At 68.3% G+C, this 14406-nt stretch carries 15 protein-coding genes; 5 read left to right on the top strand and 10 right to left on the bottom strand.

Annotated elements, in window-relative coordinates; translation table 11 throughout:
- Positions 1-58 precede the first annotated feature (58 nt).
- Positions 59-397, bottom strand: coding sequence for a rhodanese-like domain-containing protein (locus STARVERO_RS05120; RefSeq protein WP_144342536.1), 339 nt, complete (start codon positions 395-397; stop codon positions 59-61).
- A gap of 84 nt (positions 398-481) precedes the next feature.
- The gene (locus tag STARVERO_RS05115) at positions 482-1504 is read right to left on the bottom strand and encodes a DMT family transporter (RefSeq protein ID WP_144342535.1); all 1023 of its coding nucleotides are present in this window, start codon (positions 1502-1504) and stop codon (positions 482-484) included.
- 236 nt (positions 1505-1740) lie between these two features.
- On the opposite strand from STARVERO_RS05115, the gene STARVERO_RS05110 reads away from it, so the two are divergent.
- Both STARVERO_RS05110 and chrA read left to right on the top strand, forming a co-directional pair.
- Entirely contained in the window at positions 1741-2610 is an 870-nt protein-coding gene (locus STARVERO_RS05110) for a LysR family transcriptional regulator (RefSeq protein ID WP_144342534.1), read from the top strand.
- Between the two features lie 61 nt (positions 2611-2671).
- Positions 2672-3892, top strand: coding sequence for a chromate efflux transporter (gene chrA / locus STARVERO_RS05105; protein WP_200837676.1), 1221 nt, complete (start codon positions 2672-2674; stop codon positions 3890-3892).
- Between the two features lie 3 nt (positions 3893-3895).
- Here chrA and STARVERO_RS05100 read toward each other — a convergent pair whose 3' ends face one another.
- Positions 3896-4666, bottom strand: coding sequence for an SDR family NAD(P)-dependent oxidoreductase (locus STARVERO_RS05100; RefSeq protein WP_144342533.1), 771 nt, complete (start codon positions 4664-4666; stop codon positions 3896-3898).
- Between the two features lie 330 nt (positions 4667-4996).
- Here STARVERO_RS05100 and STARVERO_RS05095 point away from each other — a divergent pair, with 330 nt between their 5' ends.
- Both STARVERO_RS05095 and STARVERO_RS05090 read left to right on the top strand, forming a co-directional pair.
- Positions 4997-5590, top strand: a complete 594-nt coding sequence (locus STARVERO_RS05095) for a protease inhibitor Inh/omp19 family protein (RefSeq protein WP_144342532.1) — start codon at positions 4997-4999, stop codon at positions 5588-5590.
- A gap of 337 nt (positions 5591-5927) precedes the next feature.
- Positions 5928-6143, top strand: coding sequence for a transferase (locus STARVERO_RS05090; RefSeq protein WP_244616595.1), 216 nt, complete (start codon positions 5928-5930; stop codon positions 6141-6143).
- 53 nt (positions 6144-6196) lie between these two features.
- Here the strand turns inward: STARVERO_RS05090 and pssA are convergent, their stop codons facing one another.
- From pssA to STARVERO_RS05065, 5 genes are all read right to left on the bottom strand, one after another.
- On the bottom strand, positions 6197-7069 hold the full coding sequence (gene pssA, locus STARVERO_RS05085) for a CDP-diacylglycerol--serine O-phosphatidyltransferase (protein ID WP_144342530.1): 873 nt from the start codon (positions 7067-7069) through the stop codon (positions 6197-6199).
- A 25-nt stretch (positions 7070-7094) separates the two neighbouring features.
- On the bottom strand, positions 7095-7793 hold the full coding sequence (locus tag STARVERO_RS05080; RefSeq protein WP_144342529.1) for a phosphatidylserine decarboxylase: 699 nt from the start codon (positions 7791-7793) through the stop codon (positions 7095-7097).
- 103 nt (positions 7794-7896) lie between these two features.
- Positions 7897-8979, bottom strand: a complete 1083-nt coding sequence (locus STARVERO_RS05075; RefSeq protein ID WP_144342528.1) for a patatin-like phospholipase family protein — start codon at positions 8977-8979, stop codon at positions 7897-7899.
- 36 nt (positions 8980-9015) lie between these two features.
- The gene (locus STARVERO_RS05070) at positions 9016-10962 is read right to left on the bottom strand and encodes an ABCB family ABC transporter ATP-binding protein/permease (RefSeq protein ID WP_159598113.1); all 1947 of its coding nucleotides are present in this window, start codon (positions 10960-10962) and stop codon (positions 9016-9018) included.
- 82 nt (positions 10963-11044) lie between these two features.
- Positions 11045-11398: an ArsR/SmtB family transcription factor gene (locus STARVERO_RS05065; protein ID WP_159598112.1), complete on the bottom strand. Its 354-nt coding sequence runs from the start codon at positions 11396-11398 to the stop codon at positions 11045-11047.
- Between the two features lie 177 nt (positions 11399-11575).
- On the opposite strand from STARVERO_RS05065, the gene STARVERO_RS05060 reads away from it, so the two are divergent.
- Positions 11576-12187 (top strand): LOG family protein, encoded by a 612-nt coding sequence (locus STARVERO_RS05060; protein WP_144342525.1) that lies wholly within the window; start codon positions 11576-11578, stop codon positions 12185-12187.
- Between the two features lie 155 nt (positions 12188-12342).
- Here STARVERO_RS05060 and STARVERO_RS05055 read toward each other — a convergent pair whose 3' ends face one another.
- Positions 12343-12843 carry a GNAT family N-acetyltransferase gene (locus STARVERO_RS05055; protein ID WP_244616594.1) on the bottom strand — a complete coding sequence of 167 codons (501 nt, stop codon included), beginning with the start codon at positions 12841-12843 and terminating at the stop codon, positions 12343-12345.
- Positions 12840-14234 (bottom strand): cysteine--tRNA ligase, encoded by a 1395-nt coding sequence (cysS, locus tag STARVERO_RS23465; protein WP_159598111.1) that lies wholly within the window; start codon positions 14232-14234, stop codon positions 12840-12842. The genes STARVERO_RS05055 and cysS overlap by 4 nt, the downstream gene beginning before the upstream one ends.
- Positions 14235-14406 lie beyond the last annotated feature (172 nt).

The following is a 14406-nucleotide window of genomic DNA, read 5'->3' as shown; positions in this document are numbered from 1 at the left end:
AGCGGATTTCTTCCGTTCTTGAATCGCTTCATGAACGCGGAAGATCCCGAAATTCAGGTCAGCCCTGCTCGGTCGGAAAACCGGCCGCCTTCCACGCAAGGATGCCGCCGGCCATGTGGCGATGCAGGTCGATGCCCGCCGCCTGCGCCGCGGCGGCGGCCTTCTGGGAGCGCTGACCGGAGCGGCAGGAGAACACCAGCATCTTGTCGCCGGGATCGGGCAGCGCGTGCGCGTCGAAGCTGGAGAGCGGGAAGTCGACCGCGCCGGGGATGCTCTCGGCGGTCGTCTCGTTCGGCTCCCGCACATCCACCAGAAGGATGGTCCCGGCTTCGAGACCGGCCTTGACCTCTTCGACCGAGAGATTCTCGATCACGCCACCGAACGGATTGGGCTGCATCGTCATGCTCCTTGCTGCGATCTGGAGGTAGACCCGCAGCCCCTCCTCCGCAAGAGCGCCGACAACAGCGCCGATGACACCCGTTCAGGCCGCCCGGCCGTTCGGACGCGCGGTGGCGACGCCGGCCACCACGAGCATCCCGCCGGCGAACACCGCCAGCGAGGGAACCTCGCCGAACAGCAGCGCCGCCAGGGCAACGCCGACGACGATCTGCAGCAGCAGGACGACGGAGATGAGCCCCGCCGGCAGGCGCCCCAGCGCGAAGGTCGCGAGCCCCTGACCCGTCGCATGGGCGATGAGGCCGAGCCCGATGACCGCCAGCAGGCCCTGCAGGCTCTGCGGGATGAGAACTTCCCCCGTCGCGACCGCCCAGCCGATGCAGAGCACGGCACCGGAGCTGGTGGCGATGAGCGAGGCCATGCCGCCGCCGAGCGGCGCCGCATCGCCCGTCCCGGCGCGGCGGACCGCCCGGGTGGTCAGCATATAACCGGCGTAGAACAGAGCGGCCGCCACGCAGAGCGCGTCGCCCGCCACGCTCACCGCGTAGCGCCCGCTCGCCGCGCCGCTGACGGCGCTGCTGGAGATGATGAGCAGCGTGCCGCTCAGCGCCATGACGAGCGCGATGAGCAACCCGCGCGTCGGGCGTTCGCGCAGGAAGACCCAGCCAAAGACGAAGACGAAGACCACGGCGAGGTTGCCCAGCAGCACCGCATTCGCCGTGCTGGTGCGGGCGAGGCCGCTATGGAAGGCGACGAGATCGGCGCCGAAGAACAGTCCGGCGATCGCCGCGAGAAGGAACTGGCGAGCCGACGGCCCGCGCCTGGCGCCGGCAGCGCCAGGACGGCGACCTGCCGCCCGTCGTTCGGCAAAGGCCCACACCACCGTGGGCCCGAGCGCAAAGAACAGGCGCCAGAAGCCGGTCGCCGCCGGTCCGACATCGGCATAGCGCACCAGCACCGGCGAGAAGCCGATGCACAGTGCCGCGAACACCACGGCGAAGAACGCCTGACGGCGCAGCTGCGCCTCGTCCGTCGTCGTCACCGGGACGGAATCGACGACCTCCCCGAAAGACGGGGACACCACGACGGCGGCGGGGGGCGGAGACATTGCCGAACTCGACCGGAACAGAGAGATTGTGAAAGGCAGCTCTTTCGCCGCGTACGTCTTGTTGAGCCCGTCCCGCCGGCGCGCACGAGTCGGGACTCCGACCCTGCCGGCAGACGTCTACAACTCCCCTTGATATCGCGAAAGCGAATTTATTTTGTCGTTTCATTTATAAATCTGATATGAGGACAGCGGCGACCCGAGCGTCGCATCCCCTTTCACGTGGGCCGGAGGCCGCGATGCGTCATCTCGACACCGAATCCCTCGGCATGTTGATCGCCATCGTCGACACGGGCGGCTTCACCGCAGCCGCCGAACGGGTGGGCCGCACGCAGTCCGCGGTTTCCGCGCGCATCGCCCAGCTCGAGGAAAGCCTCGGCGTGCGGCTGCTGGAGCGCTCGCGGCGTGGCATCTCCCTCACCGAGACCGGCGAGCGTCTCGTCGCCCACGCCCGCCGCCTGCTGGCCTATGAGAGCGAGGCGCTTGCCGACCTGAAGGGCGGCACGCCCGAGGGCAGCGTTCGCCTCGGCATGCCGGACGATTATGTCGACGCCTATTTCACGCCGACGATCGCCCGCTTCGCCGCCGCCTATCCGCGGGTCGAGATCTCCATCCGCTCCGATCTTTCCAAGAACATCGAGCCCGAGGTCGAGCGCGGCCATATCGACGTCGCCCTTTTCACCCGCGACCTGTCGCGGCCGACGGGCGAACTGCTCAAGCGCGAGAAGATGCTGTGGCTCGCCGCGCGTGGGCACCGGCCCGAGCGCAATTCCCCGCTCCCCCTCGCGCTCTTCCCCACCGGCTGCCGGGTACGCCCCCATATCGCCAACACGCTCGACAAGGCCGGGCTGAGCTGGCGCGTCGCCTGCACCTCCTCCTCGCAGGGCGGCATCCATGCCGTCGTCGAGACCGGGCTGTGCCTCACCGCGCTGCCGGAATGCGCCACTCCGTCCGACTGGCGCCGCCTGGGCCCGGCGGAGGGATTGCCGCCGCTGCCGGATGCGGAGATCGCCTTGCTGCTGTCGCCCACCGCCTCCGCCGCGGCACGCCGTCTCGCCGACATGCTCCGCGCGGCGCTGGCCACTCCCTCGGTGGTCGAGGCTGCCTGACCCCGGCGTCATGAAAGTTTCGCATGCAAAGCGCCGCGCCGGGCGCTAACGCTGGCGAACCATGACCGACGCGCGCTCCCAGACCGATGCCTCCACCTATGCCGGCACACCGCGCGAGGTGTTCGGCGCGTTCCTCAAGCTGGGGGTCACGTCCTTCGGCGGCCCCGTCGCCCATCTCGGCTATTTCCGGGAAGAGCTGGTGCGCCGGCGACAATGGCTGAGCGAAGAGGCCTACGCCAATCTCGTGGCGCTGTGCCAATTCCTGCCGGGCCCTGCTTCCAGCCAGGTCGGGATGGCCATCGGGCTGATGCGGGCCGGCCCGGCCGGCATGGCGGCGGCGTGGCTGGCCTTCACCCTGCCCTCGGCGCTGATCATGCTCGCCTTCGCCTATGGCGTCATGCACGCCGACGCGGCTGGCATCGGCGGCGGCTGGCTGGCCGGCCTCAAGATCGCCGCGGCGGCGATCGTGGCCGACGCCGTGCTCGGCATGGCGAAGAACCTCTGCCCCGACCGGCCCCGCCGGAGCCTCGCCCTGCTCGCCGCCGCCGCGGCGGCGATGGTGCCGGGCGCCGTCGGCCAGATCGCGGTCATCGCCGGCGGCGCGCTGGCGGGGCTCGCCTTCATTCGTCTCGACACGGCGCCGGTCCCCGAGCCGGCCGCGCACCACCTGCCCGGCCGCACCGCTTCGCTCGCGGCGCTCCTGCTCTTTGCCGTGCTGCTGGTGGGACTACCACTTCTGGCGCAGGCATCGGGCAATGGCGGCGTCGCGCTATTCGACACGCTCTACCGTGCCGGCGCTCTGGTGTTCGGCGGCGGCCATGTGGTGCTGCCGCTGATCGAGGCGGAACTGGTTCATCCCGGCGGCCTGACGCGGGAGATCTTCCTTGCGGGCTATGGCGCGGCGCAGGCCGTTCCCGGCCCGCTGTTCAGCTTCGCCGCCTATGTCGGAGCCATGATGCCGGCCCCGCCCAACGGCGCGCTCGGCGGCGCGCTCGCGCTGGTCGGGGCGTTCCTGCCCTCGGCGCTGCTGGTCTATGGCGCCCTGCGCTTCTGGTCGCGGCTGGCGACCGACCGGCGGGTGCGCGACGCCATGGCCGGCGTGAACGCCGCCGTCGTCGGGCTGCTCGGCGCGGCGTTCTGGGATCCGGTGGTGACCTCGAGCATTACCTCGGGCCGGGCCTTCGCGCTGGCCCTTCTCGCCTATCTCGCACTCGTGCTGTGGCGCGTTCCGGCCTGGGCCGTGGTCGTCGGCGCCGCGCTTGGCGGCGCCGTGCTGCTGTAAATCTCAGTCGCGCGTAATCTTGAACGGCGCGAAGGTCTGGCAGGTCGGGAAGACCTGCATCCGGTTGAGGCAGACATGGCGCGGCAGGGTCGAGGCGAAGAAGACCTGCTCGGCGATGTCCTCCGACGTCAGTGTCTGCGCGCCGGCATAGACGCTGTCGGAACGCGCGGCGTCGCCATGGAAGCGCACCAGCGAGAACTCCGTTTCCACCATCCCCGGCTCGATATTGGTGACGCGGACGTTCGTACCGGCGAGATCGGCGATGAGATTCAACGTGAACTGCTTGACGAAAGCCTTTGTTGCACCGTACGTATTTCCACCCGGATAGGGGTAGTCACCGGCAATCGAGCCGGTGAAGAGCACATGCCCCTCCTTGCGCTCGACCATCGCCGGCAGCGTCGCCCGCACGGTGTAGAGCAGACCCTTGATGTTCGTGTCGACCATAGCCTCCCAGTCGTCGAGGCTGGCGGCGTGCGCCGGCTCCAGCCCGAGCGCCAGCCCGGCATTGGCGAAGACCACGTTGAACGGCGCGAAGGCTTCCGGCACATCCGCGAGCGCGGCCGTCAGCGCCTCGTTGTCGCGCACGTCCACCTCGAGCGGGTGGAAGCGGGGACCGAGTTCGTCGCGCAGCGCGATCAGCCGGTCGGCGCGTCGGCCGGTACCGACCACCCGGGCGCCGGCCAGCGCGTAGCGGCGGGCCGTCGCGGCGCCGATGCCGGAGGTCGCTCCGGTAACGAGGACGCGGAGAGTGGACGGGTCCAGCATCTGGTACATGGCGCAGCTCCTGTTCGCGCGGGCTCATTCGCTGCGTCGCACATAGAGCAGTTCCGCGCAAAACTGAACGCCCTTCGCGCGGGGGCCGCCCTGCCCCATGCCGGCGGGCCGACCGTTTGACGGTGCAATGACACCACAGGCGGCCATTAATGTCCCGTTGAGCATAAGTCCATGCGGGGTTGACGGCAGCCACTTCGCCCCCTGGGGGTCACGCTCGTGCCACGATCCTTGGGGAAACAGGAATTGTGCGAATGCTCACAAAGCATCGTACCGTGTATTCGTGGGGCAGACGTCCGCGCCATCGGCCGGCCGGACAGGAGTGCAGCACCGATGAAACTGACCGCCGTCGTGGCAACGACCGCCGCCGCCGTCATGCTGGGCGGTTGCAGCACCGTTCTCGACGGGTTCGGCAGCTCGTCGGGCGGCGGCGCGATGGAGACGAGCCAGATTACCCCGGCCCCTTCCGGCTCGGTCGAAAGCTCCCCCGTCCCCGCTCCCGGCACCACGGCCTCCGGCGCCAATGCGACCACGGCCGCCGGTGCCGTCACGCCGCGCCAGGCCGCGGCGACGCCGGTCGCCCTGGCCCCTCCGCCGGCCACCGCGCCGGGCGGCGTCGCCTATGCCGAGCCGGGCGCAGCGCGCACCCAGCTCGCCGGCACCTGGAAATATGGCTGGGACAACGGCCAGAAGACCTGCAAGGTCACGCTCTCGACCGACCGCGGCATGTCCGGCTTTGCCGCCAATGCCGATGTCGACTGCCCGAACGACATCTTCATGACCAAGGGCTGGGACGTCTGGGGCAACGAGATCGTGCTCCAGAACCACGTCGGCAAGGTCACCGCCCGCCTGCAGCCGGTCGCGGCCGGGCAGTATGACGGCGTATCGACCGGCGACGGCTCCAAGATCACGCTGACCCGCTCCTGACAAGCGCTACCGGCCCAATGACTGGACCGATGCAGTCATTCGCGCCAGCTTTGAGCAAATCATCCGCCTGAATTCGCTATTGCGAACGCGCGTGCGAACGTGCCGGCACGCAAAAATTCCCCGATATTCGAAATATCGACCGCTCGTCTTCGTATTGTCTCGAACGAAGATGACAGTGCGGCCGTGAGCACTTGATCGCGGGCGTTCACACCATCGGGAAGCTGAAAATAGTTCGTGCGTTGGCGGGCATGTTGGCCCACCTTATGCATGAAGAAAGTTGATTGATTCGCTCTGGCGATCGGAGGCTATTGTGATGCTGCAGTCAGCAAGCGTGACAGTGAGTACCTCGTCCCCCGCCAGTGGACGGGAGAACGCTGGCGGCCGCGTCGCCTATGCGCGCCGCGACCCGGCATCCGTCGCCCAGCTCATGACCCAGCATCTCGACATGGCGCGTCCCGGCTCCGACGCGGAAGCGCTGCGCCTGTTGCGGCAAGCCTTTCCCGGCGCGCCGCTGACCGCCCGCGTCGAGGCCATGGCCAGGCGTTCTCGCTGAAGCGACGGGCCCCCTGCCCCGCTTCCGACCCCACAAGGCCGAAGCGAGAGCCGTCAGTTCAGATGGCTCGGCCGGTCGTCATGGCTGTCGCCCGCCGGGCCCGCGTGCATCTTCACCGCGCCGGGGTGCCGCTTCTCATACTCGCGGGCCAGTTGAGCGTAGCGCATCGCCGAGAACGGCAGCGCCGCGAGATAGGCGATGCAGACGACCGACAGAACCGTCCAGGGCCACGTCACCAGCACGGCGACGAACAGCACCACGCAGATGAAGAGCGGCATCACCTGATCGCGCGGGATCCGCGCGCCGAGCCGCTTGCCGGAAAAGGCCGGCACCTTCGAGACCATCAGCAGCGCCATGGCGAGGCAGTAGAAGGCCGCGACCGCCGGGGATGCCACCAGACGCGGCAGGCCGATCAGCTCCAGATAGACCGGCAGCAGAACGCAGATCGCCCCCGCCGGCGCCGGAACGCCGGTGAAGAAGTCGGCGGCGAAGGGCGGCTTGTTGGGATCTTCCAGCATCACGTTGAAGCGGGCGAGACGCAGCGCCGCGCAGATGGCGAAGGCCAGCGCGGAAATCCAGCCGATGGAGCCGAGCGTCTCGAGGCCCCACATATAGAGCACCAGCCCCGGCGCCACGCCGAAGCAGACGAAGTCCGAGAGGCTGTCCAGTTCCGCGCCGAAACGCGAGGTACCCTGCAGCATCCGCGCGAGGCGTCCGTCCAGCCCGTCGAGCACGGCCGCCAGCACGATGGCGCCGAGCGCCAGTTCCAGCCGCCCCTCGATCGCCATGCGAATGCCCGTGAGGCCGGCGCAGAGCGCCAGCAGCGTCACAAGGTTCGGTAGCAGCACCCGCAGCGGCACCGCCTGGAAACGGCGGCGGCGCGGCTCCGGCGCATCGGGTTCGAAGGGGGGAAACAGGTCGGCCATCACGCGCGCTCGCTGTGTTGGTTGTTCAATCCACGCGGTAGCTGGTTTCCGCGCCCTGCACGGCAAGATCGGCCAGAACGGTCTCGCCCGCAACGGCGCGCTGCCCTTCAGCGACCGCCGGGCGCGTGCCGGCAGGCAGATAGACGTCGACGCGGGAGCCGAAGCGGATGAGGCCGAAGCGCTCACCCGGCGCGAGGCTGTCGCCCTCGCGTACGAAGCTGACGATGCGCCGGGCGACGAGGCCGGCGATCTGCACCACGCCCACCGGGCCGATGGCCGTATCCAGAACCATGCCGCTGCGCTCGTTGTCCTCGCTCGCCTTGTCGAGATCGGCGGAGAGGAACTTCCCCGGCCGATAGGCGATGCGCGTCACGCGGCCGGCGAGCGGCGCCCGGTTCACGTGCACGTCGAACACGTTCATGAAGATGCACACGCGCGTCAGCGGCGCCGTGCCGAGGCCGAGCTCGACCGGCGGCACGGCCGGGCCGACGAGGCAGACGCGCCCATCGGCCGGCGAGACCACCAGCCCCTCGCGCACCGGCGTCACCCGCTCGGGATCGCGGAAGAAGTAGCAGATCCAGACGGTGATCAGCACGCCGATCCAGCCGAGCGGCGGGAACAACCACAGAAACAGCAACGACACCGCCGCCCCGATCAGAATGAACGGATAGCCCTCGCGATGGATCGGCGCGAGACCGCCGCGGATCGAGTCGATAACGGACATCAATTGGCCTTTCCCGGGCGGCTGCCGCCCATGATTGATCGGGGGAGAGGTAGGGCCAGCGCGCTTCCCCGTCAAATGACAGATGCGCGCCGCCCCGCGCCGATCATCGCTTTCGGCGCGCAATGGTCAGCGTCCGCCCCTCCAGCGCGCCCCGGCGCGGCCAGAGGGTTTCCTCCGCGAGAAGGCGCGGCGCCATCTCCTCGCCACGGGAGAGCAGTTCGTCGAGCAGGCTCGGGCTGCGATCCAGCCGCGAGGCATAGCCGAATCGCGCATCTTCCAGCCCCGCATCCAACAGGTGGATGGCGACCGGGGTGTAGTAGCGGTCCTGAGCGCCGGGATGCTTGTGCTTGAGGGGACCGTTGAGCGCGAGGATCTCGTTGATCTTGTCGACGAAGTGCAGTTCCTGCGCCAGCGAGAGGTTGCCCGCGAGCTGGTCGCGCCGTTCGCGGATCGCCTCCACCGAGCGCGGCTCCTGGCGAATGGCGAGCGGGCTGATCTGGATTACCCAGAGCTCGTCGACGGCGAGGTCGAGCAGGTCCCGGATCGGCGGATTGACGCTGAACAGCCCGTCCCAAAGCACATGCCCCCGCGTATGCACCGCCCGATAGAGGAAGGGCAGAGCGGCCGAGCCGATGAGGTCGGGATAGTCGAGTTCCTCACCCCGGAAGATGCAGCGGTCGCCGGTCAGCACATCGGTCGCGCCGACGAACAGGGCCGGCGCGCGACGGCGGGCCGGCGCGCCGATTTTCTCCAGATGCAGAAACGCGCGGAGCCATTCCGTAAGCACCCGGTCGGCGCCGTTCTCGAGCCGGTAGGGGCTGACGTCTACATTCCACGGCAGGCTGGCGAGCGCCATGCCCCAGTAGTTCTGCCAGGCATCGATCGGGGTGTCGGCCTTGGCGTGGTCCCAGAAGCCGGCCAGCCGTGCCCGCGCGTCCTCGGGCCCACCGGTCGCCAGTCCCGCCCAGGCGAGCGCCGCGCAGATCGCGCCGCCCGAGGTGCCGCTGATGCCGGCAAGCTCAAATCCGTCGCGGAACTCGTCCGAAAGCAGGCGCCGCAGCACGCCGGCGGTGAAGGCGGCATGGCTGCCGCCGCCCTGGCAGGCGATGGCGACGCGCTTCGGCCTCGCCTTTCCGCGCGCAGTCGGATCGGGCGGAGCCGCCCCGGACCTTGCAGCTCTGCGCATGGAATCGCCGTCTCCGTAACCCTTTGGAGGCGAAGACTACGCCGCCGCGTCGCTCGTCGTCTTGCGCTCGCTCAGTGCCTTATCCGCCGACAGCTCCTCGGCCTCGCCGGCCGCCTTGAGAGTCTCGCGGGCGCGCTCGGCCTCGCGCTGGCGCTCCCACATGGAATGATAGAGGCCATGACGCGCCATCAGCTCGCCATGGGTGCCGCGCTCGGCGATGCGCCCCTGTTCCAGCACGATGATCTCGTCGGCGCCGACCACGGTGGACAGGCGGTGGGCGATGACCAGCGTCGTCCGGCCGAGCGAGACACGCTCCAGTGCATCCTGGATCTCACGCTCGGTATGGCTGTCGAGTGCCGAGGTCGCCTCGTCGAGAATGAGGATGGGCGGGTTCTTCAGGATGGTGCGGGCGATGGCGACACGCTGCTTCTCGCCGCCGGACAGCTTGAGCCCGCGCTCGCCGACCTCGGTCTGGTAGCCCTTGGGCGTGCGCCGCACGAAGCCGTCGATCTGCGCCAGCTCGGCCGCCCGCGCCACTTCCTCGTCCGAAGCGCCGGCGCGGCCATAGCGAATGTTGTAGGCCAGCGTGTCGTTGAACAGCACCGTGTCCTGCGGAACCATGCCGATGGCGGCGCGCAGGCTCTCCTGCGTCACGTCGCGCAGGTCCTGCCCGTCGACGAGGATGCGCCCGCCATTCACGTCGTAGAAACGGAACAGCAGCCGCGAGATGGTGGACTTGCCGGCACCGGACGGGCCGACGATGGCCACCGTCCGCCCAGCCGGCACCTCGAAGGACACGCCCTTGAGGATTTCCCGGTCGGGATCGTAGGAGAAGCGCACGTCCTCGAAGCGGACCGTGCCACCCGTCAGCGCCAGCGGCTGCACGGCCGACCCGTCCTTGATCTCCGGCGCGCGGGCGAGAATGGCGAACATAGCCTCGATGTCGATCAGCGACTGCTTGATCTCGCGATAGATCATGCCGAGGAAGTTCAGCGGCTGATAGAGCTGGATCATCATGGCGTTCACCATGACGAAGGAGCCCACCGACTGCCGCCCGGCGCGGATGTCGAACACGCACAGGGCCATCACCGCCGTGAGGCCGAGCGTGAAGATCGTCGCCTGCCCCGCATTGAGCCATGCAAGGGAAGTATGGGTGTGCACGGTCGCTTTCTCGTAGCGCGCCATGGAGCGGTCGTAGCGGTCGGCCTCCCACTTCTCGGCGCCGAAATACTTCACCGTCTCGTAGTTGAGCAGGCTGTCGACCGCCTTGGCGTTGGCGTCGGTGTCGCTCTCGTTCATCGCCGCGCGGATCGACATCCGGTACTCGGTCATCACGAAAGTGAAGACCGTATAGCCAACGATCATGCCCACCGTGGCGGCTACGTAGCGCCAGTCGAACTGCCAGAACAGCACGCCGATCACCATCGCGAATTCGAGGATGGTCGGGCCGAGATGCAGGACGAGCATCCGCACGATGGTCTCTATGCCCTCGCGCGAGCGCTCCAGAATGCGCGTCAGCCCGCCGGTCTTGCGCTCGAGATGGAAGCGCAGCGAGAGTGCGTGCATGTGCTGGAAGGTCTCCAGCGCCAGACGCCGCACCGCATGGATCGCGACCTTGGCGAACAGCCCGTCGCGCCACTGCGTCAGCGCCGCCATGACGATGCGCGAGAAGCCGTAGGCGAGCGTCAGCACCAGCGGCGCGGCGACGAGCAGGCTGATCGCGTCGGTGGAGATGCGCGCGCCCTCGCCCTCCGCCACCGCGTCGGTCGCCCATTTGAAGAAGAAGGGCGTCGCCATGGTCGCGATCTTGGCGAGGACGAGCAGCAGCAGGCCCCACGCGACGCGCGTGCGCAGGTCCGCCCGGTCGGCCGGCCAGAGATAGGGCCAAAGCCCCTTCAGGGCGACCAGCAGGCTGCCGCGCGGATTGATCTCGGAGGCTTTGGAGGGGCGCCCGGCGGCGGTTCCGCCCTGAGGTGCGGACATGCGACTTCCAGTTCCGTTTTTTCTGCGGGCGTTTTCGCCCGGATTCCCGATTTTTCGTCGTAGAGATAGGCGTGAGGCCAGATCAGACCAGTGCGTCCTCCTGCGGGCCAGGACTGCAGGCCACACGTGGCTCGCCGTCCTCGCCGGAAAGACGCGCCAGCAGCGGCCCGACCTGCCGCGCCAGCAATGCGAAGGCTTCCCGGTCAAGGCAGTAGCAGGAACGCGGCCCCTCGATCGTGCCGGTGATGAGCCCGGCCTCCTTCAGGACCTTCAGATGCTGCGAGACCGTCGACTGCGCGAGGGGGAGCCCGCGCACGATCTCGCCACATTGGCAGCGTTCGGTCTCCGCCAGCGCCCGCAGGATCGCCAGCCGCGCCGGATGCGCGAGGGCCCGCAGCCGCAAGGCGAGGAGTTCGTCGGTGCCGGTGGAGGACATGGTGATCGTTTATCGTCGATCAACGATGAGATCAAGACAAATTTCCAACAAACGACCGTGAATTGCTGACGTCGAACCATTCCGCCCCGTCGCGGTTTGCACCTCTCGCGCGGGGATGTCATGTCAGGGGATCGAGAGCGCTTGAACGCGCTTCTGCTGCGGTGCACCATGGCGTCCATGACGAAGATCAAAAGTGTATGTGTCTATTGCGGCGCGGCTCCGGGAGCCGAGGCCATTTATCTGGAAACCGCGATCGAGCTGGGGCGGCTGTTCGCCGCCGAGGACATCCGCCTCGTCTATGGCGGCGGAGGCGTCGGGCTGATGGGCGCCACGGCCCGCGCCTGCGCGGAGGCCGGCGGCAAGGTCACGGGAATCATTCCGGACTTCCTGATCGGCAAGGAGCAGGCGTTCGACCACGCCCACGAGCTGATCGTCACCAAGGACATGCATGAGCGCAAGCGCCTGATGTTCGAGCGCGCGGACGCCTTCATCGCCCTGCCCGGCGGCATCGGCACGCTGGAGGAACTGATCGAGCAACTCACCTGGGTGCAACTCAACCGGCACTCCAAGCCGGTGATGGCGCTCAACGTCTCGGGCTTCTGGGATCCGCTGCTCGGCTTGCTCGATCACATGCAGGCAACCGGCTTCGTGAACACGGCCCGCCCGGTGAAACTGCTGGTGGCGCACAATGTGCGCGCCGTGCTGCCCAAGCTCCACGGCGCCGTCGCCCATCTCGGCGATCAGGAACTGCACGGCGCGGCCGAGGAGCGCGTGCTCGACCGGATGTGAGCGGCGCATCGACGCCGGGCGCGCAAGAGCACGCATTCTCACGGTCGCCCCGGGATGCGCCTTGATTGGATCGGCGGAAAGAGAATGGCCGGGACGAGCCCGGCCATGACGGGGGAAAGAGAGCCGTTCCGGGGAGAGACACGACCATTTCCCGATCAATGGATCGGGTCTGGCTCCCCGACGTTCTTCTCCATCGTCGTGTTGCCGAGCCACACGCCGCCGCGCGGCACGGTGTTGCGATGCTTCGGCACATAGCCACGCTTCTGGAAGAAGCCGAGCGCCGTGTCGCTCGCATCGACGGTGAGGCTTTTCGCCCCGCGGGCGGCCGCCAGCCTTTCGATGGCGTCGCACAGCAGCGCGCCGACTCCCTCGCCGGCGACGTCCGGGTGCACGTAGAGCTGGTCGACGAGACGATTGTCGGCCAGCGCGATGAAACCGACCGGGATTCCTCCGCGCGTGGCCACCAGCGTCAGCTGGTCGGCGAGCCGCGCCGCCAGCGCTTCCTCGTCGCCTGCCGCGGCGGCCCAGGCCTCCTGTTGGTCCTCGTCGTAATCGTCGCCGGTCAGCTCGAAGATGGCCGCCTGCGCGATGGCGGCAAGCACCGGCGTGTCGCCCGGCAAGGCCGGACGCAGCGCGGCGGTGGGCCCATCGCTCACCGCTTCGGCTCCCAGCTCGTGGTGCCGTCCTTGTTGTCCTTCAGCGCCACGCCGAGCGCCAGAAGCTCGTCGCGAATACGGTCGGACGCGGCCCAGTCGCGATTCTGCCGGGCGACGATCCGCTCGGCGATGCGGGCCTCGATCTCCGTCTCGGGAATGACGAGCGCCGGCGCCCGGGCAGCCGCCCATTCATGCAGCGGCGCGGCCTCGAAGCCGAAGAAGGCAAGCGTGCCGGCCAGCGCCTTCTTGCCCGCGTGATCCTTCAGCGCGTGCATCTCGGCGATGGCCTTCGGCGTATTGAGGTCGTCGGCCAGCGCCTCCAGCACCGCCGGGGCGGGACGCGGATAAGCGTCCGGCGCGGCGGCGTCGAACCACTGCTCCAGCGTCTTCGCGCTTTCCTCCAGCCCCTTCACCGTCCAGTCGATGGGCTGGCGGTAATGGGTCTTCAGCATGTTGAGGCGCAGCACCGGGCCAGGCCAGTCCGCCAGAAGCTGGCGGATGGTGATGAAGTTGCCGAGCGACTTCGACATCTTCTCGCCTTCCACCTGCAGGAAGCCGTTGTGCATCCAGACCTTGGCCATGATGCCGGTGTGGAAGGCGCAGCGCGACTGCGCGACCTCGTTCTCATGGTGCGGAAAGACGAGGTCGATGCCGCCGCCATGGATGTCGAAGGTCTCGCCCAGATGCTTCCAGCTCATGGCGGAGCACTCGATGTGCCAGCCCGGACGCCCCGGAGCGACGATGCCCGCCGGCGACGGCCAGCCGGGCTCACCGGGCTTGGAGGGCTTCCACAGCACGAAGTCCATCGCGTCCTTCTTGTAGGGCGCGACGTCGACACGGGCGCCGGCCAGCATGTCGTCGAGCGGCCGGTGCGAGAGCTTGCCGTAGTCAGGCATGGAGGGCACCGAGAACAGCACGTGCTCCTCCGCCACATAGGCGTGGCCGGAGGCGACCAGCATCTCGATGAGCTGGCGCATCTCGGCGATGTGCTCGGTCGCGCGGGGCTCCACGTCGGGATGCAGCACGCCGAGTGCCTCCAGATCGTCGTGGAACTGCGCCTCGGTGGTGAAGGTCACGCGGGCGATCGCCTCGTTGAGGTCGATGCCGGGGAATTCCGTGGCGGCGCGCGTGTTGATCTTGTCGTCCACGTCCGTGATGTTCCGCACATATTTGACGTGGTCGGCGCCATAGAGGTGGCGCAGCAGCCGGTAGAGCAGATCGAACACGATCACCGGGCGCGCATTGCCGATATGGGCGAAATCGTAGACGGTCGGGCCGCAGACATACATGCGCACATGCGCCGGATCGAGAGGCGTGAACACCTCCTTGGCGCGCGTGAGCGTGTTGTACAGCTTCAGCTCGGGAAGCCCCTGCCCGTTCGTACCCGACATCAATTCTCGCCTTCAGGATCCTGCCGTCCGATGCGAGGGACGGCGCCGCGTCTGTCGTCCGTTTGGCCCGCCGCGTCAAGCCGGAGCGCGGTTTTGCATCGGATAACGGCTCATTTGCGGGGAATGAGCGCATTCGCACGAGGCCGTTGCGCCCGAGGTTGACGAAACGCGG

Origin of the sequence: Starkeya nomas (assembly GCF_902703545.1) — a bacterium.
Classification (GTDB): domain Bacteria; phylum Pseudomonadota; class Alphaproteobacteria; order Rhizobiales; family Xanthobacteraceae; genus Ancylobacter; species Ancylobacter moscoviensis.
Note: the sequence above shows the minus strand (reverse complement) of the source record. Positions and strands in the feature narration are given on the sequence as shown.